Raw genomic sequence first — 23,998 nt, forward strand, 5'->3', positions numbered from 1 at the left:
GCAAAAAGTGTAAAGAGTCTGGGTACATAATCGGTAACGTAAAAGACGTACTGGACTTTTTAAACTTCCTCAAAGCTCAATATGAGCGCGTGAAGGACTCCCATATGCTGGAACAGGTCAAACAATGTATTGACACAATCGAAAAACACTAATCCACATGCGAATTAAACACGATGCGATTGCCGGCCGCCAGAGCGCACCGGCACAGGAAGCGAAACGGCCACTGGGTGAAGCTGGACGCATTGCAATAGGTGAAAAATACCCGCTATCAAATGGTAAAGATGGCTTTCGCTCAACTGATTATTTTGTGATTAACTCCCGGTTTTCAAGCAAGGTAACAGACGTTTACGGCGAAAAGCCAACTGAACTGCCGATACTGTTTCACTCAGACGATTATAATGAAGTTTGCTCTGAATTTTTGGAGATCCGTGACCATCAGGGCAAGCTTTATGCGTCCGGTGACGGGGAAACATTCTCAGTCTGGAACAGAGATAGGTATGTCCAGAAAACGATCCACGAACGTGCGGATTTGATGGATGCGATTGAAGCTTATCTCAAAAAAGATTTACCTCCACACAAGGCGAATAATATTCAGTGGATCCACAAGCTGACGATTCGTTTTATCATCAAGAAAGTGGCAATTCTTGGCTACTGGCAATTCACAACTAAAGGCGTTAAAACCAGCATTCCGAACCTGCGTGACAAGTTTGATGAATGTATCAAGACATTTGATCGTATCAGCTATTTGCCGTTTGCATTGACCGTAAAGAAAGTGAAATCCAACACGCCGGGCGATACTCGTACCTATCCGGTTGTGGATATCGTGCCAATGTTTGGTTTAGAGGCAGGCTTGCAACTGGCTCAGTATCTCAGACAACACCCGGAGGCGAACCTGGTACAACTTGCCCTTTCCGACCTTTCCAAGCCATTAACAGAAGGCAGCGCCCCGCTCCTACTAAATACCAACAATCCAGAGTAATCACTCTGAATCCAGCATTACCCCCGTTCGGGCGACTATATCTTTTTTCAACTTAACCACAGGTGTAGGAACCTGCAATGTCGTGTGTTTTATATACCGTCCGGACGAGGGGTATAATTTTCACCCTAATCAATTTCAAATGAATTTCTTTCAAGAAATCCACGATCTCGGATTGCAAGGCGATCTAAAGATTGTAGTCACCACAACCGCCCAAAACTCGCTCTTGGTTAGCGTTTTACTCGCTAATGAGAAATGCGGGGACAATGCCCGGCACAGCATACCCCCTCTCATCCTGAAGGGCTCACCCGCCGAAATGGATGCCGGATTCATCGAAAGGATTTCAGCACCAATTCAGAAAACATCTGGCTTAATGGTCAGCATGGAAAACCACCTGAAACAGACTGCCGATGCGGAAAAGCAATCGAAGATGGCAAAGGACAATAAAGGCAACAAAGATGCGAAGGCTCCAGAGCAAAAAGCTCCAGAATCTGAGCCTAAAACGAAAAAGCAAACTAGTCCTGCTCCTGCGAGTGCACCGCTTTTTGCCGACTTAGACATAAACGATGATCCTGAACTAGAAGACGAAGAATAGACATGCTACTAACAACCGAACTCCCCCGCGAATTTCAGATTAAAGTTAAAGGTCAAATCGTGCATCTAGCCGACCCCGGCCCAGAGATGAGCCCCGATGCCGTACTTAATTTCTACGCCAATACTTACCCGGAGCTAACCACTGCTAAAGTGTCCGGTCCAGAAATTAAGGGCGACAAAGTAGAATACAAGTTCGAAAGCGTCATGGGTACGAAAGGATGACAAACCAAAATGAACAGCGGGCGCTCCTCACTAGCGGACAGAGCGCCCGCGTAGTCGAAACAAGAGAATATAGTGTTGTAAACCTTCATAAAGAAATAGGCCGATGTGTAAGGAAATTCAACAAGTTAGCCGACGCCGCCGATGTGCAGAAACAGAAATTACGCAGCGTTCCAATCGATCAACTAATGATGCCTTTTTAAATTATCAGTTTCAGCCAATTTGTGTATCAGATCAAAAGGAGTTTGCAGATCAGCAATCTAGGGAAGAAAGCTTTTTTACGTCTTTATCCCACCTGGCATCACTTTACAAATGGCCTATTGATAATATCATAAGCAAAGCACCTTATCCGTTGAACATCGCCTTTTCGTTCGACTTGGCACAATGGCACCTTAGCCAGATAAATCCAGACCTAACGCTGGTTATTATTCAGGACGATAACCATCCAGCTACACTAGCAACAGTACAGACTACCGATCTAGGGAGTAATACACTTTACTATATCCCTATAAAACCCTACTGGAAGTTAGTACGCAGTAAAAAGCATAGATCCCAAATTGCTCTCATTGAATCCGTTCTGGCTTATTTATGCCACATTGTTGAGATTCCTTATTTCACAAAGAAAAACGGTGATGGCTATCTAGCATACCAGTATGAAATGCTTAGGGATTTTGTAGACTTCGGTGATGAAGATGAGGATGACTCCTTTAATAAGTATATTACTCAACTAGCTGAACAGGTTGATTATGCAGCTACATATTGCCACAAGCGATTTAATCATGCTTTTGCGTTACTGGATTTTGCCAATCGTGTAAAGAACTTTACTTCTCGAAAAGGCAGCGATAGCGTGCTGATTCGGATAGCTACAAAGTTTCTGGCTTTATATGAGCAGTACCCTAGGAAATCAATAATGGAAACAGATGGCCTGGCCTTAAACCCAGATGAGATTGGCTTCACTTGTTTTCATTACAGTGCATCCTTATCCTTTTTCTGGACGGATGACGATGAAACGTATGAGCAGATTTCTCAATCCCTCGATGCTGATTTTAGCGAAGGTCAGTTTGAGCAGTTGAAAAGCGTCCAACTGTTTGACCAGCCCCAGGAATCAGTTACTCACTCCCTTGATTTTGAGCAAAAGCTACTCGGATTGTTGGAGGATTTTATTCAATATCTCTACGAACTGAACGAAAATGAATAACGTAACCAAACTGTTTAGGCAAACATACCTTCCAGTTCAGGCATTACTTGTTTATCAGCATGCCGACAGCGAAAATGATTATTACGTTGAATCTTGCGATATTGGACCAGATGGAAAACCGATTAATGCGCATCCATTATCACAAAAAGAAGCCAGCAAACTCGCTAAATCCTTGGCAAATTCTGCCGAAAAAAAACAGAAAGATGCCTTTCTACAAGCAGAAGGATTGTACCCGGAGAATGTGCTGCATATAAACCAGCGTGAAGGATTTGCAATCTGGTATACTCCTACCCAGGAGCAACCTTTATTTTTCGTAGACGGCCTGACTATACCTAATGGAAAGGCAAATATTCCAGCACTTCTTTGGAAGGCAAGTAAAACGCAGTTAACCTTATTTGCTTTAAAGCAAAATAGCCGCCCAAAGCTTACTACCAAGCTGTATTATGCACCTTTTTTCAACATTGATTCATCAGGTGTTGTATGCATGGGAACTGTCAAGCGTGATATTACCGAAAGTATTTCACTGGAGAAATTTATAGAAGCTTGGCAAAGCTATTTTTTCAATAGCTACTTCTCACACTCGTTAAATACAGAATTAGTTAAGGGCAATATTATTCATGTCTGGAAAGAGTTAGTTGACACAAATAAGCCGTTCCCAACTAGTGTACTGAGAGCAAATAAATTCACCCTTCAATCCTTAATCAAATGACTTCTGTCCATTTCACGGCTAATTACCTAATCAATCCAACCAATCCGGTTACAGTAAATCTCATTGGCGCGGGTGGCACCGGCTCTCAGGTTCTTACTGCACTGGCTCGAATGAATCATGCCTTCATGCAGTTAAATCATCCCGGGCTACACGTAACTGTTTGGGATAATGATGAAGTAACAGAGGCTAATCTTGGCCGCCAACTTTTTGCCAGTGCTGAACTTGGCCTACCGAAGTCTGTTGCTCTTATCAATCGCACAAACCGGTTCTTTGGCACGAACTGGAAAGCAAAGCCACACCTGTTTGCTAAGGACAATTTAGATAGGTTAAAAACGAATGGTGCAGCCAATCTAATTATAACCTGCGTGGATACGGTACAAGCTCGATTTGAAGTGAGCAGTATTTTGCAAGGCTTAAAAGAAGGCGGGTTACACCGAGATAAGCCGTACTACTGGCTTGATTTCGGTAACGGAAAAGATTCAGGACAAGTAATTCTGTCGACCGTGGGCGCCATTGCTCAGCCAGAGTCGAAAACATACCTACCCGTTGGCCAACTCCCATTTGTAACCGATGAATTTGGAGACATCCTGAAACAATCAGGGCAGGAAGGTAACACTCCAAGCTGCTCACTGGCAGAAGCATTGACCAAACAGGAATTGTTTATCAATTCGACGTTGGCTAATCTAGGCAGTGCCTTACTTTGGAATTTGTTCAGGAGCGGAATGACGGCCAACCGTGGATTCTTTTTGAACCTGGCTGATTTTAGGACAATGCCGTTGAAAGTTGGTTCTAATTAATGTTTTACCAATCGTTTATTTATTCACTTAACGCTTGAAAGAACGAATTTTTTGAAGTGTGTAAGATATCAGCCAATAAAAAAAGAACACTCCGGTTAAAGCCATAAGGACGCGAAAATAGGATTCACTTTCCAGTAGTTTGCGATCTGAATATATCGATGCTCGAGACTCAATAAAGAGCATCCGTTCAGTGTAATAAATTGCAAAACATACAAATAAAACAACAAGAACGAGAAGAAGGCCTGTTTGCACTTTTTCTTGTTTGTCCAAATCAATTAATATTTGTTTTACTCGAAAAGGTGCCAGCACCTTTTTTAAACCATCATCAACATTGTTTACTCCTCTAACAACAAGGTATATTGATGATAAGATTGCGATCCATGGGCCAATTCCAGTATTATTTGTCCCTAATAAGAAGTCTTTTTGTATTACAGTGAAAGATATGTAACAGCTTGTCATAGCAAATCCTGTTTCAAGCATGCCATAGAAAAGTTGCCTTTTCTTTTTTAGTAAATAAAGGAAACATCCAATAAGGAAAATAGCAAATGTTCCTAGAAGACGTAACTCAGGTGTAGCTAGTTTATGAATAAAGCTCTTAAGTCCTCTGTTGACATAATCATAATAATTAATTATGTACCAACTGTAAGACCAAATTATTATCACCAAAAATAAAATATTAACAAAAAGTGTAACATTTAACTCTCTGTACTTCAATGTATTTTTAGTGGTCTCCATTGAGATTATCTAGTGACAAATAAAAAAACATTGAGCCTGCCAGCTCAAAGTGAAAGTGAATTAAGTAAAACCGCTAATCAATTACAATTATGAAAATCGCTATTGCAAACCGCATTAGTCCAGACGGCGTACGCCTTCAACTCAACCGCGTTAACCGCGACACGTATTTTAACCTGAAGCCAGATCAGGTTGAAGCTCTAACCAGTGAGTTTGCACTACTGCTTAGAAAAGCCGGTGAATTAGGCTTTTCCTACCAGCAAACCGAGCTGGTTCTCATCAACTACAATCCGAATCAGGAAAAGGTCACCAGCGAGCAATCAGAAGCGTTTATGCAGCATAGCCAGTCACAGGCGGATGCGTTGCTTGACTGGATCGATAAGCCGGAAAATCTAGTAACCTGGAAGCAATTACTGTCAGCATAAAAAAGAAGCACGCACAGCCTGCCAGCCGTGCGTGCCATTATTCTGAAAGTAAAACCGCTAAAAGCTTACAATCAGTCTACAAAGCTATAAAACTAATTTCAGACTGAAAAAAAGCTATGAAAGTAGGTTCTTAGATTGTTAAGTAAATTTTTTCGACGGAAAGCCTTTTTATTAACAACGGCATTTCTATTTTTACGCACAAAGGTTCGTTGGCAGCGAATTAAGACATAGACGAGAGTTAACAGCAAGGTATCTAAACAGCCCCTTGCTGGTGAATAAGTGCATCCTCGTCTGCACGCCCGGTCGCCAACCGGATTCACCAGCAAGGGGCATTTTCACACATTACACTCAATGACGATTATTGTTCCTGACATAATACTTAACCATGAGTCGCTAACCAGCAGTGAGAAATTACTGTACCCTCAGCTGGTGGTTTTCTGCGGTGAGTCAGGGACTACGAATGCGGATAATCCGCAGTTGGCCGAGTACTTGAAAATTTCAGAACGTACTGCCAGTGCGTTCATAACGAACCTGCACCGGGCCGAATTGATAGACCTGGACATTGATCGTAAGAAGAAGGCAAACCAGCGCACAATTAAGCTAAAAGAGTTGACGCAAGTTTTTGCGCCATCTCCTATTCTAGCACAGAAATACTTAACAGTTGACGCAGAATTTTGCGTCAAGTTCGCGCAGATTATTGCGTCAACTATACCTGACGCAAAGTTTCGCGTCATGTTGTCGCAAATTCTTGCGTCAACTAATGAAACACAAAACACTGATAATCAGAGCAAAAATATACCTGACGCAGAATCTTGCGTCAACTTAGGCGAAGTTTCGCAAGACTCGGTATATAATAGTAATAGTTTATTAAATGAATTAAATATTAATAGTGATATTAAAGATTCTTTAGATAATACTGTAAGTACTATTTCTTCTTTGCCTGAAAATCGCGAAAGTGAGCCGCCGAAAGAAACACTGATTCCTAGCATCCATGTCGGTCTAACACGAATTACCCCGGATGAATTAGGGCCATATCTTAAAATCAGAGGAATCGCTTACGACAAAATTGCTCCGTTTGTCGGGGAAAATAATAACCGGAGCTACAACGATCTGGACGAGTTGCGCAACTTGGTTCGCGCTTGGTACCTGAAGCAAAAGCCTAAGGCACCGAAAGCAACTCTGGAGGAACGTAAGGCAGCTTTTGAAAATCGCATTAAAGATTATCGGCAAAAGCACTCGGTACCGGCCTATTACACAGACGAATTTTTTGAGCTATTCCTCAAGTACTGGCTTGAGACAAACCTGAACAATACCATTCTGCGATTTGAAGGTGAAAAGTATTTTGAACTTGGCCAACGACTCAAAAGCAGTTATGAGAGATTTTTCAAGCCGATGAAATTAAAACAGGAACGAAATGCACCCAACAAACAACAATCTACCAACAGCAAAGAACGCAGCACCGGCCACGTTGACTTTAGCCGATTCGCTACTGGCAACAGCGAAGAAGCCGCTAACGATGAAAGAAGCATCGACGACGGAGATGCAGAAGTTATTGAATGAAATCATTGGCCTACTCGACATAAAAGTTTCCGATAGAGAAAGGGACGCTCACGACAAACGGATATATGAGTTCGCATTGTATTTGCAGAATGCTTACCCCACTGTTCGGCTTAGTGATGTACGACTAGCCTACCATCTTGGCTGCAAATATGAGCTGGGTATCGAAATGTTTGCCGAAATAAATGCCCGTTCATTCGGTAAGGTAATGAAGGCTTACTGGGAGTTTCGGAAAGCAACTATCACTACCCGGAAGGTGCCGCAATTAGAGGAGCCAAAGGAACCACTGCCTAGTGAGGAAGAATTAGACAAAAAAGGTCGGGAACTCCTACGACTAGCCTATCAGACTTTCAAGCAAGGCCGTCAATATCGTGACCATGGGAATCTGCTCTACAATTCGCTTTTCAGTATCAAGAAGATCCCATTCAACTATGAGCGTAAAATGGAAATGTTGCAACAGGCTCAAAAGGAAATTGAACAGGAAAATTCCAAATTAGCTCAATCCGGGAATACCGACCGCCACAAGGAAGCTCAACGCATTGCGAATCTACTCAATGAACCAACGGCGCTTAATGAGCAGCCTGGCGAAATTCAAAGCCTGATTAAATCCCGGGCTAAGCAGATTGCCTTTGCTACACTCATGCGTGAACTGATCGAGATGGGAATAGAAACGGATGAATTTTTAGACCAAGAATAATATGCAACTCGGATTCACAATCAAGTGGCGGGGCACGAACCGGCCCACCAATTTTGTCGAAAAGATTCTCGGCAGCCAGAAAATTCATACGCTACGAGCTGATAAAAAAAACCGTTGGAAGCCCGGCAATACGATCCAGTTTGCAACTGGTACCAGAACCATCTACTACAATCAATTCCATTCTGGCACCTGTAAGGCCACGCAGGCGGTTGCTTTAATGCTTGTCGAAGGAATGTTGCTTATTGAGGTAGATCGTCGCATACTGGCAGATTCTGAACGATTGGCTTTTATCAAAAATGACGGTTTTGATTCGGAGCAGGCTTTCAATGAATGGTTCATTCCACTCATTAGCGAAAACGGAGGCGTATACAATTGCAAGCTCATCCATTGGACCGATTTTAAATACTAACAAAAGATGAGCTTTAGACACATTGAAGGTATTGGCTTGGTACATCTCAATGAGATAAAACCACCACGAGTAGTACCGGGGAACGAACGCCACCGATGGGACTCAAAACCGGGTTGGGGTGAGAAGGCGACCTGCGTAAAGTGTGGCTGCGTTAAACACCGACGCAAGCCCGAATACATCGAAACCTACAAAATGCCTGGTCAGCAAGAAATAACTGAACGCCCCCCCTGTAGCAATGAAGCATAGATTCAATGAACAATATCCGTCGAACGCATTAATCGACTACTGGTACCGAACGAGGCCGCAGGATTGGGGCCCTTACAAGTTTTTCAACTACAGCTTACACCTGAAAAATAAGGTTTTGAACGCAATCTTTCCGGGCCGCATTCCCAATGATTTACCTTTTTAACTTTTATACAACTCAAAACAATTAACTAATCTATGACAACAGTACACGACGTTCTTTCCCAATCTCGCTTAGACGGCAACTTACTTTATCTGCCAGATGCCGAATTGGATCGTAAACTTTACACCGAGCTGAAGAAGATTCTCGCTGGTATTGGTGGAGACTGGAAAGGCGGCAAAACCAAGGCGTTTGTATTCGAACATGATCCCAGTGCTTCAATTGCGGATTTGCTAGAACAAGGGGTTCGTAACCTGGCTGCGGAATACCAGTATTTTCCCACTCCAGATAATGTTGCCGATGAGCTAGTGATAAGGTTAGAACTAGAAGAACACCACACAGTACTGGAGCCCTCAGCAGGGACTGGAAATATCTTGAAAGCCATCTGGCGTGTTTTTCCATCAATGCAAATTGATGTTTATGAACTCTGGGGGCGAAATGCTGACATTTTACGCCAAATGGGGAATGTAAACTTTTGGGGTTATGACTTTCGGTTAGCTGACGAGCGAAAGTTGTATGATCGAATCATTGCCAACCCACCGTTTACCAAAGGTCAGGACATGCTGCATGTACGCAAGATGTATGAGCTATTAGCGGACGAAGGGCGCTTGGTATCAGTTGTGTCTGCCCACTGGAAATTTGGCAGCGATAAAATCAGTAAGGAGTTCCGGAAATGGATGGAGGACGTAGACGGTAATTACTTCGATCTACCCGGAGGCTCATTCAAAGACAGTAATACCGGCGTTCAGTCATGCGTCATCATTATCGATAATTAGCATTTCATAGTTAATAGTACTATAAACTTTCAGGCGGTACAACGCCGCCTGACTTAACAATCAAACCAAGATGAAAAAGATTCTTATTGCCATTCTGACTGTTGCCATTCGCGAAAAGGCCCAATGCACAGTCAAAGCCGAGTTCGAAGGAGGTATGATGAGCTACATGGAGAACATTATACTAAAAGCTCCCCAGCCACCCAGCGATTTAAAATTTGACCTGGTTGATGAGCGAAATTATACCATTGGCCAGCTGGCTTTGCGAGCCGATGAAACATCAATTCAGGTTGAGCAGTCCAAGGCTGGGCAATTTCTATTGAGTGTGGGCGCCGTTAAAATCGAATTTGCACACTCGTTCCAGAGTGACCCGTTTATGGTAAGTGAAACCGTTTAACCCCTACTAGCATGTTACCTGTAGATTTTCCAGAAGCAAATTATACATTAGGGGCACCGCAGGGAATGGACAATTGTTTGCCGTTGCCGGTTTTCCGTGACGGTACAAATTGTGTTTCGTGTTGGCAGCTTACGGACGAAGAAGTTGAGTTGCTCTTGGTTACCCGACGTATCTACATTGGCGTAGTATCGGGTAAAACCCAGCCGCCAATTTTCGCCACGACTATCCCTCCATTTTCCTATCCTCCGTCCGAGCAATGACGAACGATAACTTGGTAGTTATGCTGCTCTATACAATATCTTTGCTTGGAGCAGCATACTTACTCTTTCGGAAAGCCCGAAATCGTGGCCATAATTGGATTTGGTTTTTTGCGCTCTCATTTGTGTTTCTGGGCATCTGGCTTGCACTGCTACTTTTCTTTATCTCCATTCTAGTATGAATAGTCCATCCGTAAATTTAGATTCGGTAACAGTTAAACTTTTGACTGAGAATAGTAAGGAATTTTGCCGACATTTCTTCAATTGGCGGGATCGCAGGGATTTAAAGAACCTGGTTGTTCGAATCGTCCTGAAAGATGCAGAAGGCAAGGAGATACACAAAGCGTCGGTGAAGCTTCCCAAAGCAAAGCAGATAGGTACTGCTAAGGTTGACGGGGTTGAAAAACCGCATTATGATCAACCGACCTATTTTTACGTTGATGCTGACGGCGAAGCGGTAACCTTCGAATACTACACGGTCCACGTGGTCACCAAATCGAAATCCTTTGTTGGAGTAGTTTCTGAAAAGCGGGAAGATTTACGCGGTTTGTAGTGCATTATTAATTAACAAAGCGGCTCCCTTTTAAAATAGGAGCCGCTTTTAGCTATTGAACTTTTTAATATTCATATTAGTTTTCGTGTCAAACTAATATGATAATATGAAAAAAATAGACATACTAAAGTATTTGCCGAAAGAAAAAGAGTATGAATTGGCAGAAGGTTTTTCTCCAATAGAGGTTTATGAGATATTTAAACGCAATGGATGGAATTCATTATTTCATGCTAATACTGTAGCCACTACAAAGACATTTTTAGATCAAAAGGGCTTATTATCACGCAAATACGTAGAAGACAGAGGGCTTTTCCAGACAGCTCAACATACGGATGACCTAGACAAAAAATTCAAAATATGGGATCTTATCTTTTTAGATGGCAAAGATCTCTCTCAAAGATTTAGAAGGCCAAACTACTACGGCCCAATACTGTTTCAATTTGACACTGAAATTCTGCTATCTGATGAAATCAAAAGCATAAGAATAACAAGATGTAATCCTTGTCATTGGCAAAACAACGAATATGTTCATAGACATTGCTATACTTCGCTAGAAGAGTTTGAAAAGAATTATTCATCCAATGACGGCGAAACAGTTGGTGGAATTATGCTTATGCTAGAAACAAGTGAAGGTCGTATTGATATAACTGAACACCTAAAAATGCTTACTGCATATTTACCTAGCGATACAATTACAATGATGTATAAAAATGAAAATTTGCCAGTTAGAAAAGTAGTATCCAAATATCTAAAACCATCATTTGATAGTCTAGGAGTAACAACTAAATGTATTAGAAATAATTCATGGGCTAGAAGTTATGACCGAATGTTCCATGATAATCCTGACGACTTCAAAAGGTTTTTTCTTGCTAATGATGAATCAGAATCATAGCGAAATGAGAAAGCCCCGACCTATGCCGGGGCTTTCTCATTTCGCTACTACTGTCTTTATTGCCAGAATAGCCAGTGCTGAAAATGCACCCCGCCAACCCCAGTTTTCCACTTTTGCCCAGTTAATTTGTTTCGGCACTGGCGCTGGTGGTTGAATGATTAGCGGTTTTTTTGCCAGTTCCGCAATGGTGTTCCTGAGGCTGTTAATCGTTTGGTCCCGACTCGCAATCTGGCTTTTCAGAATGACGCTTTTCGCTTCACAATCACTGGCTCTTCTTTTTGCGTACAAGGCCTCCAGCGCTCCCTCCCGGGTTAATGTATACTGCACCGGATGCGGGGTCAACGGCTGGAAACTCGGCAGGCTGTCCAGATGGCAGCAGATAGTTAAACTCTCTGTCGATTTCGCTTTGCAGATCGGGCTGAGACAGGCCACGCAAATACTGAAAATAAGTAAGGCTCGCATACGTAATTGAATCGGTTTCGATTTTGGCTTTGAGGTCACTGATTTCGCCATTCAGGATAGCAGTATCGACTTTCAGGAAGTAGTTCTGCCCTTGCAGTACAGAAATGGTATCTTGTAACGTATTCACGTAATCGGTGAAGCTGGTATTCATCGTATCGCAGGACCGTAGGCCAATCCACCCAACGAATAATAAGGGCCCAATGGAAAACGGTACCGGTGACCAGAACCAATTCCAGAGCTTCACGAAATTGTCAATAATCCATTTCCCGATGATACGCAGTGTGGCTTGGCCCGGGATGAATCTGGTTAAAAAAGAGAGGATTTTAGTTTTCATTAGAAACCGTCGTCTTGAGGTTGTTTGGATTGGGCAATTTCTTCAGCTACCTCTTCCTGGAATCGCTCAATGTCATTGTGCTTTTCCAGAATCGCATTAGCCGGTGGATTGTCCGGCTGGGGTAAATCTCCGACGTTGTGCGGCTTGGCTTTGTTCATCATTCTCCAATCGCAGGAGCGACAATTCCGAACGTACATTTTCGGTGCGCCCTGGTTGTATTTCTTCGCAAACGCGCAGGAATCGCAACGATAGATTGCCGTGCTATCGATTTCAACCGTTCTAACGATAGCGGCTGACGTGGTATCTGTCCATCTGGCATCCTGGGGATCATCGATCACCTGAACGCAGGAAAATAGACTACAGAATGTAAGGACGCACAATGCAGTAAATGTCCTTTTTAGAGCGTAATTTTTCATCGTAGACGCCTTCACGGCCGGTAGGTTTTTTGATGGTAGCAACGCCCCGGTCAGAGGTATTGCCTTCGACAGTTTTGCAGTAGAGAGAGCCTTCTTGCCAATCTTCAAGCAGGCCAACGTGCCAGCGCCCCTGATAGTAAAAGACGACCACATCGTTTCGTTTTGGGGTTTGGCCCGGGATAGATCCCGAACGGGACCAGACGATGTATTTCTTTTTCTTGGCCCAGTTTGCCGCAATTGGCGGATAATCTACGTCCAGACGCCAACCAGATTCCCGAATTGCCCATTCACAGGAGGTTCCACAGTAAGCCGAATTCTCCGGTATCTTGTGGTGTGTCCGGTTGAAGACCGTAATGCGCGGGTGGTCATTTCGGTTGTTTTTCTCCCGGACGTAATTTTCCTGCTTTAAAATGGCTACAGGGTCAGGTCTGCCAGGCTGAGCGGAAAGAAGTGCAGGAACGCCAAGAAAAAGAGCGTAAACAAAAAGCAGAAAAACATAACGCGACGTGCTGGGCCAGTCTGCTCGATGTTTTGGAGATCGGTGTACAGGTCGAATCCTTTGGAAGTCCATCCGTTCAGGTAGTTGTAGATTTTGGGGAAAAAGCTAAAGAACATGAGTATTGACGCGAATACGGCTGACAGACACGGAGTCAGTGCACCGACCGCTTTTTTCAGAAAAAGAATCCGGAAGTCTCCCAGAGCGTTGGCGCTGGGTGGCATGTACCGGCTCAGGTTATTGTACCAGGCAGTAATCAGAATCCAGATGATAGCCCCACAAACGATGTACAGAGCTGGCTTCAGGTGGGGTAACACTCGCAGTCGGTAGCCTCCAATGTAGGTTTCCTGTTTCGGCTCCTGCTCTTCTTTCAATTCAACCGGTTCAGTAGCTTCACCGATCGGCAATTCAGTTGCATCAACCGAATGCACCAATATTGGAGGGACAGTTGGCACTTCAGTGCTGATGTTCTGCATCCAGTCAAGGTAGGGAGCTGGGGCAGGATTTGTAGCGGCTGCTTTCTGAGCAGCTATACGCTCGCTGTAGCGTTGCTCCGGGTGTTTTTCCTCTATTGGCCGGTGAGGAGAATTGGCCTCCTCCTTGATGAGCCGTATTTTAAAAATTAGGAAAACAACCAGACAGATTAAACCCGCTATTAACAAAAGCATGGGCCATTCATACATAAGTATCAGAGAATTAGAGTGAGAAAACTGGTAAGTGCAAAGCCGGGTCACGTTGACCCGGCTTCATGGTGTGAGTAAATCAGAAAGCTTATGGCGTTGTTGGGAACGTGGTCGCCGTGTTGTGCAGCTTGGCTTGGAAGATACCCGTAACGGTATTCCAGCCCCCGTAGTTTTTGAAGAATCCGGCTGGACGCACGAACATTCCATAGCGAGCCGATGGTGTGACAATCCATTTCGGATACTTGCTGTCATCGTATTCCCGAACACGAATATCAATATCCAGTACAACCGTCTCAGCTTCCATTTGCGAAACCTGAACTGCGGCAGTGCCGAAGCTAGTTTGCGCTACTTTTTTCTGCTTAACGACGTGAACGTGTTCCAGAATTGTTTGGAAACAGGCAGAGTTCGGGTCGATGATCAGTACTTTATCCTGACCAAGTTGAACATCGATTTCAGGGTCATAATACCATTCAACCGGCAATTCAGCGAACATTTTCTGCGTATCAGTACCCAAATCGTTAGGACTCGCAATCTTCGCTTTGCGCATGTAGGTAACCAGTTTAAGGCCACCAATGACGATCAGATTACCGGTAATACTGTGCACCGTTTTGATATTGTTCAGGAAGTCGAAGAAGTCCTCCAACTTATGCCCTTCCGTGTTATACAAAGCGATATCCGTTGCAGTCGTAGTGCCAGTGATCAGGTTGTTACCAATGCCAGTGATCAACGGCGCAACGAGCGACTTGTTCATTGGAATCAGCAAGCCTCCCTCGACCGAATCCATAAACTCTTTCCCGATTAAGCCAAGCGTCTTAAATTCACCGATGGTCGTATTAAGCCCTCCTTGATTCGTCTGGGTGAAGTATTTCTCGGCCTCGTCTTCCAGGGTTGCAAAATCGACCGTTCTGAAATGCAGATCATACTCCTTGTGCAGCTTGTAATCTACGTCCAGAACTGTTGGGGCTTTAGGAGTTTCGCCCGTTTGTGATACTGTCCGAGTATTTTTAACCGTAGAAGGGGTGTACTGCTTCGAGTAGTTGAGCTGAATCCGAGCAAAAATATCCTCTTCACCCCCGGCTCCCTGTATAAGAGATAAACGCTTTTCTCCTGTAGCTACTTCCGGACTCATCGCCGTAGTTAGTGTGGAGTTCTGTGGTGAGCGCAGAGCCTGAAGCGTACCGATATTTGTAAATTTACGACCGTTGCCAGTCGTATGCATGATTGCGGCCCGCATGACGCGAGCCGCCCCATAATTGACGTTGTTTGCCATTTGACAAATGATGCTTGTAAAGTGATTAGATTCGCTGTCTAACAAGTCACCGCAAGCGGTGCTTATGCTTTATCAGCGTTGTCTTGTTCTCTCATCCGTTTCTGAGCCGGACTCATCCCCTGTGTAGAAGTAGAGTCATTGGTGATCGTCGTATCTGCGTTGACAGAATCAGACTTTTTAGCCCAGTCGTAACTTGTGATTGTGAGTTCGGCCAAGTCAGCCAGAGTTGCCGCGTTACTACCGATCATAAGCGGTTGATCTGGGCTGTCAGCCCGCATAATTTTTCCGGTGCTGTAATCAATGACTCCTTTAACCTTTTTATCGCCAATGCCTTTATTGCTCAACAAGTCCTGGGCATCAGCAACGAAATTGCGCTCAAAGTGACGGTCAGTTGATACGTCACGGAGTTTACCACTTCGGATGGCTCTATTTAGTAAGCTTACGTGAGCCGCGTCCTGACGAGCTGCCTGAGCCGCGGTTTGGTGCGTTGCGATCTCCGACTTATCCACGTAATCGCCATCGTCAATTTTCTTTTTCAACGCATTGAAATCAGCCTGTAGATCATCGAAGTTTTTATCTCCGGTTTTCGTATCGGCTTCCGAAAATGCGTCCAGAATAAATTGGTACTTCTTGTAAGAATCAGTACCGAGTTTTGTGTAAGCGGTTTTTTGGGTGGCGCTCAATTTCGGTTCATACTTTTTCAGCATGCCGTCAATTGGATCTAAGGCTTCTGCTTTCGCTTTGCCTTTAGCCCGACCAAATACTACGTCGTTTCCAACCGCTTCATCCGCAGTCATTACCAGTTCCAGCGCTTTGTTTGCCTGTTCATCGGCAAAGTCTGCATCTGGGTCTTTCATAAAGTCTGCAAATTCCTGGTCAGTCAGACCGGCTTTCACTGCAAGTTTTTCGAGAAAAATTCTCCGTTTCATTTGGTAGTTGGTTTCGGGGCAGATACCCCCAGGTGACACAAAAAAAGCTCAGAGCCTACGCATAGGCAGTGAGCTGGTTACTTGTTCTCCGTAGCTGGTTTTGCTGACCGGCTACGCGTGTTGGGTTTTGGAGCGGAATCTTTGTCTTCGGACGTTGACTTAGCGGCTTCCTTTGTGGTAGCAACTTCTACTTCCTCAAATAAGGCAGTCTTTAGTTCCGTGCGGTAACCGCTAGGGCTTCTACGATCTTTTACCCTGGAGTAAACAGGAATTCCAACGGGTACAGCATCTACGTGTACAAGTTCTCCATCATCATCCCGCTCCAAAGACTCAAAGCCAGCTTTGGTCATGACGATTTCCTTTTCAGGCTCAACCTCGACCGATTTGCGGCCAACCTGCTGCATCCGTGGGCCAATCTTCACTACAATCTCTTCGTGAGGGAGCAGTTCCTCATAAGTCGGTGTAGGTTCAGCACTGGCTTCCACCGTTGCTAAAGCATCTTCCGGGGTTGATGCGCCCTCATTTTCATTTGGATTATCCATAACAATCGAAAGTTAAATTAATACTAATATTAACAGTCGAAAGTTATGTAAATTTTTTTAATCCATACCAACTGTTTGATTTGCATTTTGTAAATCAACACCTGGTTGAGCTACGATCTGATTTGATTGGGGTAACTGCTCTTTTGCCAACTGCTCTTCGCGAATCTCACCTACCAGCTTTTTATTGGCTCCCATCAGGATAGCACGCTGTTCTTTGATTTCTTTAAGCCAGAAATCAGGATCATCAATCAAGGCCTCCGTTACTAAACCGTCAAAGTTGATGGAAAAATAAAGCCGCTCCATGGCCAATGTTCGCGCCTCACCCGGAGAAGTCTTTACAAAGATTTCATTGGTTTGCAGTAGCTTTTCCTGATAGTTCATATTCTTGAACGGGTCCAGTTGCATCCGTAGCACATAGCGCCGGTATGCATCGCTTTGCTCCCCAACGGTGTATTGCAGCATTTTCAACTCGTAGGACTCCACTAAGGCGCTGTCATACTTTTTCACCTTGGCATCATTGAGTTCTTCCCGGGTCAATTCGGCATTCTCCAAATTGAAACGGACAGGAACCAATACTTCTGGCACCTGCTCCCCCGCCCGACCGCTAGGGCCGAAGCGAATTGAATCTAGCCAACGGTAACCTTCTTCTAAAAGCTCCAGTAAGTGACCGGCCTGCGTATTTAGTTCTCGATACAATTCCTCCCGATCATAGCGTTTTGATAAACCGGACTGATCATAAGGTGTATTGCGGATAAACTGCATGTTTAAGCAGGCGTAAGCCTCTTCGGTATCCCGCTTCAACTCCTCGACCAACTTTGTCAACGGTTCGATATTGCGCGGTATAAAACCTCCCGGAGCCCCAGGAGAGACTTTTCCGCCATTTGGATTGTTGAAGCCTTCCTGTTCAGCGCCTGCCACCCAGTAAATATCCATTCCTGATCCAGAAATATCAAAATGAGTGCCTTTACAAGTTGGACACGCTGTAACATTTTTGATGTGCCCACCCGGCTCATCTTCAGTTGCTGGGGTGCGCTCAATAATCAGCCCATCCTTACACTTAGCATTCTGGCACTTGCGCTGTGCCTTACGCCATTCCTGACTGGAAATATGGAAATTCGTTTCGATTTCAATGTCACTGTCTCTCTGGTGAGATTTCCGAATATAAGGCAAGGCATCCGCTAAAATGCTTTCGTAAAGCTCTTCCCCTTTATCGTTTCGTTCGGCAACCTTCTTCCCGATCCGTACGGCCGGCATCGTTTCGCAGTAGTGTAATGGGGGGAAAAAGGCTTTCCCTACTTCAGCACCCTCATCATTAAAGACAGGTTCCAAGCCGAGAACTTCCCACTGAGACTGCTTATTACCCTGATCATTGGTGAATCGTTTTACCTGGCGGGCTATTGAATAGCTATCGTGGTCGACAAAATAAATAGTGATTCCCTCCAGCTTTAAACCTTCTGGGGTAGCAATCCAGTTTTTTTCCGGACTAAGCAGTGCAGCAAATTTTCCCTTGCGATGCGCCCAGACGTTTTCACAAGGTATTAGCCAGAACTTAGGCTCTGGATATTCCAATTCTGAAATTGGCGCTCTTTCAGGTAACGTTAGGAAAACCGCATTCGGATCGTTGACGTAATCCGGAGCAATACGCTGAAAGAACCACCTAACCGCATCTCCGTCCACCGAAAAAGTAGAACGTGATGAATATGTTTGCAGGTTAATCTCCTCCCGAATTTCAGTGGTCGGGAATTTAACCGCAAAATCGTCAGCCTGGCGAATGTAATCCAGAACGTCAATAACGCGCGATTTGATGCCCCGGAACGGGTTTCCCTGCTTCTCAAATAATGTTTTGCGGTATTCCTTATGAACCTTGCGCTCATTGGGCCGGGTAACATCCAGGTATGTAGGAAAGGTTTTGCCAAAGACCTCTTTTATCTCATTTTTATGGGCAACGCTCTGGCCGTAAAAAGCATGTAATAAGCCAGAGCCGGGGGCGGTACCAGCCGCCCCCTGTTCAAGATATGGTAAAATGTCGCGTCTGTAATCAAGCATATCCGATGTGGCTCTGTCTTATTATTAATATTACTATTAACAAACACGTTAAAAATTAAGCGGCTCCTACGCGCAACGTGAACGTATACACGCCAGAAACCCCAATCGAGTTGACCGCCCGGACGGTGTAGCTGTAGTTTCCGTTTGGCATTCCGTTGGCCACGGTGATTTTGCCGGTGTTGCTGTCGATGGTGATCAATTCAGCAACGGGAACTGGTTTATTGCAGTCCTTGAAAAGCTGGTAGATCGGTGCACCACCTTCAACAACCGCGCGGGTAAAGTTTCCACCCGTACCTGTAACCATGGTATACCGGTCTGTTGTGCCAACAACCAGCGAAATGCCCGATGGCACACCCGGAGCGGCAAATGTGTAGCGCAGGTCTTCGGCATCTAGTTCGGCCTCACTGATACCGAATACAGGCACTAATTCTCCCTTTTTGCCACGGTAGCTCACTGAGAACGAACCGGCAATCTGTTCAGCGTAGTTGCCCGTAACCTCGTGACCAATTGAATGGAACGTCGGCTTACATTCTTTCGCACGAACGCAGACAACCGTACGATCTGTAAACATATACAAATCATACTTCTTCTTGTTGAAACGAAGCTGGTTGAAGAACTCAACGTTCCCGTAGAATCGGTCGAAAGTAAATTCTACCATTTCGGTTACTTCGCCAGTTGGCCGCGCTACGGTGCGGCTACCGTAAGTCGCGCTTTCTGCTAATTCACCTGGCTTTCCTTTTTTGCCGTTGATGGTTTCGTTACCGAAGAACCAGCACTTGCTGACAAACGCCAGCGCCTTTAACGATGAAACAAGATTGGCCGCCGTCAAAGCGGCAGGAGCGCCACCACCAGGAGGGGTGAAATTCTCCCCAAATTCAGGTAATGTTCCACTGAGTACCATCGCTAAGGCAATGTAATTGCTTTTGGCGTGTTTACTGGTCGAGTGGCTAAGCACAGGCGTTTTTTCTTCTGCACACTCAAGGAAATCTTCTAAAGCACCCATTTAACAAATTGATTATTAGTGAAAAATAAGAAATTACATACTTAGATTAAATGTGAGCGAAGCCCAGTTCAGGTCATTCGCATCGTTCTTCTGACGCGCCCAAAGCGTGTAGCTGCCGTTCGGTACCGGAACGTACACTACCTCATTCTGACTGGTCGGATAGAAATAGGCATCCTTCCAATCATTATCGTACCCTTCAAGCCGGAATTGAAGCTGATTCGTGCAATGGGCTATGCCATTGAAGCCTCTCGAAACAGAATCAAACTTCCAGCTAAGCCCGGTAATAGCTGAGTTCTCCGGCGTAGCCTCCAGAATGGCAATCGTAACCGTACGGCGCAGGAAGGTTTCGTCGTCAGCTCCCCGAACATCAATCTTGATTGTTTGAGGGTCGGTATACGTCTGAGCCAGGGTATTACCCCAGCCACCTTCATTCCAGCGTACCAGCATGCTGCCTTTCGTGTGACGAATATTGGTTACCGTTACGACTGTCTGACCAGCTTGCTTTTCAGTAACCAGGTCGAACCCAATCGGGCAAACGTCCGGCTGCACATATTCGGGCTGTAGAATTGCCTTTGTCCCGATCGGATCATAGACCGAAGCTGGTTGAAAGCCGTAGTTTTGGACGAACACATCCACCGGCATTGTGAGCTGCATACCATCAGCCCTTACGACTTCAACCTCAGTGGGTGTTTTCCAACCGGTTACTTTCACAGGATTAGCCACGACCAAAACCGGATTTCCGCACTCATTGCCCTTACTGGCAACGGATGCCTGAATAATGTCAGCCGTTGCCAGTGCAGTCGAAAGTGTGACGGTGGCCACACCTCCAACAACACCAGCCTGACCGAGTAACAATCCGCCTCTGTAGACTAGAATTGTCGTTGTGTTGGCTACCGTACGAGTAACTTTCACCTGCGTACTGCCTGCGGTTGCACCGCTAATGATTTCTGCCAGTGCCGACATGGTTAGTAATTAAGAGAAAATGTGTCGATAATTGGCCTAACGGTTTTGATCCAGACCTGACCATCTTTGGCAGTTCCGAAATATTGTTTATTGTCGATACTAATCGGAATCCGGGTGCCATCCGGCGCTCTGGTGGTTAAGACAACTGTACCAGCAGTTTGATCGACACTGAGCAGTTTAGGCTTGTAGGTTTTTTTCACCGTCAATGAGTTTAGTAAACTGTCGCTTTTGACCCTTCGCACAACGCCCAACCATCTAACCACGCATGATTTCCACCCCCCGTTTTATAGTAAATCCGGAAGACTCTGTTTGCCCCCGCAAATAGCTCACTAGGAGGCATCTGAAACGTAATGGCAAAGGTTTTACCCCGGTAGTGACGCGTGTTGGCCAATACGTCCGGTGCGGTGCCGTGGTTGCCACCGTCATTCGCCCAACTTCCATCCGCGCGCAATCCCAGATAGGTAGCATTGCCAAATAACTGTACGGATATGCCGGTCGCCTCACCTGGAATCGCACCCACCAGCGTATAGGTCTTGCCCGCGTAGGTACTATCGAAATTGCCTGATGCCTGCGCATAAGCCTGGTTGGAATCAACTGTCGTTAGGTTCGAACCGTACTTTTCGGAGTAGTTGTTGTTCACAACGTTGCCCACGATGGTGAATTCGCGTATATCTATCTCCGTTGTGTTTTGCAGCCGATACAGCCCGTAGTAGCCCGCCTGGAATGGCTTGTAGATTTCTTTTCCGATCGCGATCGATTTGATCAACTTACCATTAATATTCTCCACGTAACGCTGTAAGAGGTTGATTTTCTCGACGGGAATTTCCCCCGCCACATAGGCGCTGGGGATCAGGTCGCGCAATTTATCCAGCTGACGCCCAGGAATACAAGCGTGATCGGTGGGCGTTAGGTAGAACCCATAAATCTTGCTGGCGGATAGCGTGATTAACGGAAAAGCGCCCCCGATGGCTTCGACTGTATAGTGGCAGACCATCGTTGTGTCTGACTCATTCTTGATGGAAAAACCAGTCGTCAGTGCGTGGGCTGGTGTAAACAATACCCCCTTACTGTATTGATTCAGCACCACCGTGTTCGAGTTGTTGTTCAGTCGAACCGAAGCCGTCCCCTTGCCGATAATGAGTGTAATCGTGAAAATAACTGGATTGCTGGCCGCGTTACTGATACTGAATCCGAAGTTGTTGAAGGTGAACGTTCCATACGTTCCGTTTCCATCAGTTAAGCCGGTCGCGATCAGGTTGTTCACTTCAGGCAGGTAATTGATCTCTTCAGCACAGGCCCAAACCGCCTCGTTATCCCCCGAAGCGACGTGTGTCGAAATGCCCACGTTTCGGTACGTGTTCAAGGCACCGTAGGCGTTTTTAAGCGTTCGCTGTGTGCCAATTAGCCCTACATACGATTCGGCGTATAGCTTGGCGCTGGTTGAAAGCGCGGTTCGCGGTCGGTTGTTCAGCAACGCCACGTCGAATGCTTCGCCTTGTTTTCCGTCAAAATTCAGCCCCGTAGCCGCGTGGAGCATATCCAATTCAGGCGCGTAACCCACGTTATTGGGGTGGATGAAATCACCCGCATAGGTTCCCGCCGCAACGTTTAGGTTGGTAACGCTGTAGTAGCGTTTCGCCAGCCGATCCAGTTCAACCAGGTCCGTAGTCATCAGGCCGCTTTTTGCGTGCCAGTCCAGCACCGTCACGTTCGGTTTTCCGCGCTGATCCAATAGGAGTTGCCGGTGCTTCAGGAAGTTTTGGTAGCTACCACTGGCGGGCATGGACATATGCCCGCCCATTTCCACGACCGCGATTAATTGTATACCAAGCTCGTTGCATCTTCGAACAATGTATTCGATGCCCGGCTTGTAGTAATCATCAAAAAGGCTAGCTGGTCGGCCCGCATCGTTCACCAGATGGTGGAGGAAAATTACCTTTGGCTTAATAGTGGCATTAAAACCAAAGGCTGCGTCGATGCCATTCCAGCCCTGAATGGCAATCCCATCGATTTGGTTATACTCTTTCCCCTTCAGGGTTAGGTAGTTGTTAATCGCACTACCTCCGTAACTACCATCAACGATATACAAACCAGGCCGATCCAGACAAACGTCGTGGCTCTCAATATAGACCGTTCCCACCATGTTCTTGATCTCAACCGTGTGCATTCCCGCGCTAGGCCACGTAAGCGTAACCTCTTGTCCGTATGCCTGTGCGCCCGCGCAACTTACTGTCTGTTTCAGCACACCGTCCGCCCACACTTCGAAGGTGCCGCCCCCTATTTCTTTTGAATAGCGAAGCACATACCGCTTCATGTTGTGTTGGAATTTTAGGGTTTGGGAGCCAGCTTTGCTCACAAGACGCGAGAAAACGTGGCCGCCAAAAACCTGATAATCCCAGCCTAACGAAGCGAGCGAGCCACCTGTAGATCCTAGATGTCTGGTTTGGTTTCCCGAATCGCCAAGTATCTTGGTAGCAGAAGCAAAAAAGTGTTTCGGTGCCGAATTCGAATTATTGAGAATGCTGGTGCCAATAAGGCGCACTTCGACCGTCTCAGTACCCGCGAATTGAAAAGCGCTGAAATTGGCGAGTGTCTGGGTCTTGGAAGCCGTCATTTGCTCGACCGAAAGCGTTAGGTTCAGCGCCGCAGATACGGCAAGGTCTTTAGACTGGGTTGCCGTTACGGCCGCCGCTTGGGTGTTTTGCGCCAATTGCTGAAGTTCAGGGGTCATGCCGCCCGTTGGCCCACGAAAATCTATGGCATTCGCTTTGTTAACGACATACTCCGATAAGCCGAGATATTTGCCCACATCAGCAGTCGGAGCTGTACCTTCACCGCCGATATAACCAGATAACTTTAAAACTCTTCGCTCACCATCGAATTCTGTAGTATACCAAGGCGTCCAGCCTTTAAAACCCGGCGCCCCTTTATCACCAGGCAAACCCTGCCCTCCGCGAATGTCGATTGCATCTTCTACTTTAACCACAAACCCCGATGCTCCAACATAGACCGGAGCTGCTGGTTTATTTACTTCCCCACCATACCAGTCTGTTACCTTTAAGACAAGCCGATCCCCATCTTCAACAATTGCGTGTCTGGGCGTCCACCCTGAATGAGTTTCTGCTGCTTTGGTATATATCCGATCACCAGCTTGCTTTAGAATTGTGCGTAAATCGGAGGGCGTAATTGAACGCGTTACATTGTCGGGAAGTAAGTCATCAACGACTTTGTAGTATTCTTCGAGCGGAGTCATGGAGTTAATTTGG

General features: G+C 45.6%; 28 protein-coding genes. 15 read left to right on the forward strand and 13 right to left on the reverse strand.

Annotated features, from left to right (window positions below; all coding sequences use genetic code 11):
* The first annotated feature begins 157 nt into the window (after positions 1-157).
* The 6 genes from L0Y31_RS19570 to L0Y31_RS19595 all read left to right on the forward strand — a co-directional run bounded on the left by L0Y31_RS19570 (position 158) and on the right by L0Y31_RS19595 (position 4,493).
* Entirely contained in the window at positions 158-979 is an 822-nt protein-coding gene (locus tag L0Y31_RS19570; protein WP_234734771.1) for a recombination directionality factor, read from the forward strand.
* A 139-nt stretch (positions 980-1,118) separates the two neighbouring features.
* Positions 1,119-1,571, forward strand: coding sequence for a PRTRC system protein E (locus L0Y31_RS19575; protein WP_234734772.1), 453 nt, complete (start codon positions 1,119-1,121; stop codon positions 1,569-1,571).
* A gap of 2 nt (positions 1,572-1,573) precedes the next feature.
* Positions 1,574-1,792, forward strand: a complete 219-nt coding sequence (locus tag L0Y31_RS19580) for a PRTRC system protein C (protein ID WP_234734773.1) — start codon at positions 1,574-1,576, stop codon at positions 1,790-1,792.
* 103 nt (positions 1,793-1,895) lie between these two features.
* A complete protein-coding gene (locus L0Y31_RS19585; protein WP_234734774.1) occupies positions 1,896-2,987 on the forward strand; it encodes a hypothetical protein in 1,092 nt (363 codons plus the stop codon).
* Positions 2,980-3,696: a PRTRC system protein B gene (locus tag L0Y31_RS19590; protein WP_234734775.1), complete on the forward strand. Its 717-nt coding sequence runs from the start codon at positions 2,980-2,982 to the stop codon at positions 3,694-3,696. Before L0Y31_RS19585 ends, L0Y31_RS19590 begins: the two co-directional genes overlap by 8 nt.
* The gene (locus tag L0Y31_RS19595) at positions 3,693-4,493 is read left to right on the forward strand and encodes a PRTRC system ThiF family protein (protein WP_234734776.1); all 801 of its coding nucleotides are present in this window, start codon (positions 3,693-3,695) and stop codon (positions 4,491-4,493) included. The genes L0Y31_RS19590 and L0Y31_RS19595 overlap by 4 nt, the downstream gene beginning before the upstream one ends.
* A gap of 27 nt (positions 4,494-4,520) precedes the next feature.
* On the opposite strand, the gene L0Y31_RS19600 is transcribed toward L0Y31_RS19595, so the two are convergent.
* Positions 4,521-5,228, reverse strand: coding sequence for a hypothetical protein (locus L0Y31_RS19600; RefSeq protein WP_234734777.1), 708 nt, complete (start codon positions 5,226-5,228; stop codon positions 4,521-4,523).
* 89 nt (positions 5,229-5,317) lie between these two features.
* On the opposite strand from L0Y31_RS19600, the gene L0Y31_RS19605 reads away from it, so the two are divergent.
* From L0Y31_RS19605 to L0Y31_RS19645, 9 genes are all read left to right on the forward strand, one after another.
* Entirely contained in the window at positions 5,318-5,650 is a 333-nt protein-coding gene (locus L0Y31_RS19605) for a hypothetical protein (RefSeq protein WP_234734778.1), read from the forward strand.
* 351 nt (positions 5,651-6,001) lie between these two features.
* The gene (locus L0Y31_RS19610; protein ID WP_234734779.1) at positions 6,002-7,210 is read left to right on the forward strand and encodes a helix-turn-helix domain-containing protein; all 1,209 of its coding nucleotides are present in this window, start codon (positions 6,002-6,004) and stop codon (positions 7,208-7,210) included.
* Positions 7,167-7,904: a hypothetical protein gene (locus tag L0Y31_RS19615; RefSeq protein WP_234734780.1), complete on the forward strand. Its 738-nt coding sequence runs from the start codon at positions 7,167-7,169 to the stop codon at positions 7,902-7,904. The genes L0Y31_RS19610 and L0Y31_RS19615 overlap by 44 nt, the downstream gene beginning before the upstream one ends.
* 1 nt (position 7,905) lies before the next feature.
* On the forward strand, positions 7,906-8,313 hold the full coding sequence (locus tag L0Y31_RS19620) for a hypothetical protein (protein ID WP_234734781.1): 408 nt from the start codon (positions 7,906-7,908) through the stop codon (positions 8,311-8,313).
* 441 nt (positions 8,314-8,754) lie between these two features.
* Positions 8,755-9,492: a DNA methyltransferase family protein gene (locus tag L0Y31_RS19625; RefSeq protein WP_234734782.1), complete on the forward strand. Its 738-nt coding sequence runs from the start codon at positions 8,755-8,757 to the stop codon at positions 9,490-9,492.
* Positions 9,493-9,562: 70 nt separating this feature from the next.
* Entirely contained in the window at positions 9,563-9,886 is a 324-nt protein-coding gene (locus tag L0Y31_RS19630; protein ID WP_234734783.1) for a hypothetical protein, read from the forward strand.
* 11 nt (positions 9,887-9,897) lie between these two features.
* On the forward strand, positions 9,898-10,146 hold the full coding sequence (locus L0Y31_RS19635) for a hypothetical protein (protein WP_234734784.1): 249 nt from the start codon (positions 9,898-9,900) through the stop codon (positions 10,144-10,146).
* A gap of 220 nt (positions 10,147-10,366) precedes the next feature.
* Positions 10,367-10,696 carry a hypothetical protein gene (locus tag L0Y31_RS19640; protein WP_234734785.1) on the forward strand — a complete coding sequence of 110 codons (330 nt, stop codon included), beginning with the start codon at positions 10,367-10,369 and terminating at the stop codon, positions 10,694-10,696.
* Positions 10,697-10,802: 106 nt separating this feature from the next.
* Positions 10,803-11,588, forward strand: coding sequence for a hypothetical protein (locus tag L0Y31_RS19645; protein WP_234734786.1), 786 nt, complete (start codon positions 10,803-10,805; stop codon positions 11,586-11,588).
* Between the two features lie 262 nt (positions 11,589-11,850).
* Here L0Y31_RS19645 and L0Y31_RS19650 read toward each other — a convergent pair whose 3' ends face one another.
* From L0Y31_RS19650 to L0Y31_RS19705, 12 genes are all read right to left on the reverse strand, one after another.
* Positions 11,851-12,384, reverse strand: coding sequence for a hypothetical protein (locus L0Y31_RS19650; protein WP_234734787.1), 534 nt, complete (start codon positions 12,382-12,384; stop codon positions 11,851-11,853).
* Complete coding sequence (locus tag L0Y31_RS19655; protein WP_234734788.1) at positions 12,384-12,722, reverse strand: hypothetical protein; 339 nt, start codon at positions 12,720-12,722, stop codon at positions 12,384-12,386. The genes L0Y31_RS19650 and L0Y31_RS19655 overlap by 1 nt, the downstream gene beginning before the upstream one ends.
* Positions 12,723-12,741: 19 nt before the next feature.
* Entirely contained in the window at positions 12,742-12,951 is a 210-nt protein-coding gene (locus L0Y31_RS19660; protein ID WP_234734789.1) for a hypothetical protein, read from the reverse strand.
* 263 nt (positions 12,952-13,214) lie between these two features.
* Complete coding sequence (locus L0Y31_RS19665) at positions 13,215-13,964, reverse strand: hypothetical protein (protein WP_234734790.1); 750 nt, start codon at positions 13,962-13,964, stop codon at positions 13,215-13,217.
* A 103-nt stretch (positions 13,965-14,067) separates the two neighbouring features.
* Positions 14,068-15,249, reverse strand: a complete 1,182-nt coding sequence (locus tag L0Y31_RS19670; RefSeq protein ID WP_234734791.1) for a hypothetical protein — start codon at positions 15,247-15,249, stop codon at positions 14,068-14,070.
* Positions 15,250-15,311: 62 nt separating this feature from the next.
* Entirely contained in the window at positions 15,312-16,178 is an 867-nt protein-coding gene (locus tag L0Y31_RS19675; protein WP_234734792.1) for a hypothetical protein, read from the reverse strand.
* Between the two features lie 77 nt (positions 16,179-16,255).
* Positions 16,256-16,720, reverse strand: a complete 465-nt coding sequence (locus L0Y31_RS19680; RefSeq protein ID WP_234734793.1) for a hypothetical protein — start codon at positions 16,718-16,720, stop codon at positions 16,256-16,258.
* A 57-nt stretch (positions 16,721-16,777) separates the two neighbouring features.
* Positions 16,778-18,766, reverse strand: a complete 1,989-nt coding sequence (locus tag L0Y31_RS19685; RefSeq protein WP_234734794.1) for a hypothetical protein — start codon at positions 18,764-18,766, stop codon at positions 16,778-16,780.
* Between the two features lie 55 nt (positions 18,767-18,821).
* Positions 18,822-19,769: an Ig domain-containing protein gene (locus L0Y31_RS19690; RefSeq protein ID WP_234734795.1), complete on the reverse strand. Its 948-nt coding sequence runs from the start codon at positions 19,767-19,769 to the stop codon at positions 18,822-18,824.
* A gap of 33 nt (positions 19,770-19,802) precedes the next feature.
* Positions 19,803-20,732, reverse strand: a complete 930-nt coding sequence (locus L0Y31_RS19695; protein WP_234734796.1) for a hypothetical protein — start codon at positions 20,730-20,732, stop codon at positions 19,803-19,805.
* Positions 20,733-20,734: 2 nt separating this feature from the next.
* Positions 20,735-20,932, reverse strand: coding sequence for a hypothetical protein (locus tag L0Y31_RS19700; protein WP_234734797.1), 198 nt, complete (start codon positions 20,930-20,932; stop codon positions 20,735-20,737).
* 11 nt (positions 20,933-20,943) lie between these two features.
* Positions 20,944-23,985, reverse strand: coding sequence for an SGNH/GDSL hydrolase family protein (locus L0Y31_RS19705; protein ID WP_234734798.1), 3,042 nt, complete (start codon positions 23,983-23,985; stop codon positions 20,944-20,946).
* Positions 23,986-23,998: the final 13 nt, after the last annotated feature.

The organism is Tellurirhabdus bombi (assembly GCF_021484805.1).
GTDB lineage: Bacteria > Bacteroidota > Bacteroidia > Cytophagales > Spirosomataceae > Tellurirhabdus > Tellurirhabdus bombi.

Coding starts and splice junctions, on each gene's coding strand:
- L0Y31_RS19690 (WP_234734795.1), bottom strand. CDS start 19,769: ATGGGTGCTTTAGAAGATTTCCTTGAGTGTGCAGAAGAAAAAACGCCT.
- L0Y31_RS19595 (WP_234734776.1), top strand. CDS start 3,693: ATGACTTCTGTCCATTTCACGGCTAATTACCTAATCAATCCAACCAAT.
- L0Y31_RS19585 (WP_234734774.1), top strand. CDS start 1,896: ATGTGTAAGGAAATTCAACAAGTTAGCCGACGCCGCCGATGTGCAGAA.
- L0Y31_RS19605 (WP_234734778.1), top strand. CDS start 5,318: ATGAAAATCGCTATTGCAAACCGCATTAGTCCAGACGGCGTACGCCTT.
- L0Y31_RS19620 (WP_234734781.1), top strand. CDS start 7,906: ATGCAACTCGGATTCACAATCAAGTGGCGGGGCACGAACCGGCCCACC.
- L0Y31_RS19635 (WP_234734784.1), top strand. CDS start 9,898: ATGTTACCTGTAGATTTTCCAGAAGCAAATTATACATTAGGGGCACCG.
- L0Y31_RS19645 (WP_234734786.1), top strand. CDS start 10,803: ATGAAAAAAATAGACATACTAAAGTATTTGCCGAAAGAAAAAGAGTAT.
- L0Y31_RS19610 (WP_234734779.1), top strand. CDS start 6,002: ATGACGATTATTGTTCCTGACATAATACTTAACCATGAGTCGCTAACC.
- L0Y31_RS19705 (WP_234734798.1), bottom strand. CDS start 23,985: ATGACTCCGCTCGAAGAATACTACAAAGTCGTTGATGACTTACTTCCC.
- L0Y31_RS19695 (WP_234734796.1), bottom strand. CDS start 20,732: ATGTCGGCACTGGCAGAAATCATTAGCGGTGCAACCGCAGGCAGTACG.
- L0Y31_RS19665 (WP_234734790.1), bottom strand. CDS start 13,964: ATGCTTTTGTTAATAGCGGGTTTAATCTGTCTGGTTGTTTTCCTAATT.
- L0Y31_RS19675 (WP_234734792.1), bottom strand. CDS start 16,178: ATGAAACGGAGAATTTTTCTCGAAAAACTTGCAGTGAAAGCCGGTCTG.
- L0Y31_RS19600 (WP_234734777.1), bottom strand. CDS start 5,228: ATGGAGACCACTAAAAATACATTGAAGTACAGAGAGTTAAATGTTACA.
- L0Y31_RS19650 (WP_234734787.1), bottom strand. CDS start 12,384: ATGAAAACTAAAATCCTCTCTTTTTTAACCAGATTCATCCCGGGCCAA.
- L0Y31_RS19570 (WP_234734771.1), top strand. CDS start 158: ATGCGAATTAAACACGATGCGATTGCCGGCCGCCAGAGCGCACCGGCA.
- L0Y31_RS19590 (WP_234734775.1), top strand. CDS start 2,980: ATGAATAACGTAACCAAACTGTTTAGGCAAACATACCTTCCAGTTCAG.
- L0Y31_RS19625 (WP_234734782.1), top strand. CDS start 8,755: ATGACAACAGTACACGACGTTCTTTCCCAATCTCGCTTAGACGGCAAC.
- L0Y31_RS19630 (WP_234734783.1), top strand. CDS start 9,563: ATGAAAAAGATTCTTATTGCCATTCTGACTGTTGCCATTCGCGAAAAG.
- L0Y31_RS19580 (WP_234734773.1), top strand. CDS start 1,574: ATGCTACTAACAACCGAACTCCCCCGCGAATTTCAGATTAAAGTTAAA.
- L0Y31_RS19575 (WP_234734772.1), top strand. CDS start 1,119: ATGAATTTCTTTCAAGAAATCCACGATCTCGGATTGCAAGGCGATCTA.
- L0Y31_RS19680 (WP_234734793.1), bottom strand. CDS start 16,720: ATGGATAATCCAAATGAAAATGAGGGCGCATCAACCCCGGAAGATGCT.
- L0Y31_RS19685 (WP_234734794.1), bottom strand. CDS start 18,766: ATGCTTGATTACAGACGCGACATTTTACCATATCTTGAACAGGGGGCG.
- L0Y31_RS19615 (WP_234734780.1), top strand. CDS start 7,167: ATGAAAGAAGCATCGACGACGGAGATGCAGAAGTTATTGAATGAAATC.
- L0Y31_RS19670 (WP_234734791.1), bottom strand. CDS start 15,249: ATGGCAAACAACGTCAATTATGGGGCGGCTCGCGTCATGCGGGCCGCA.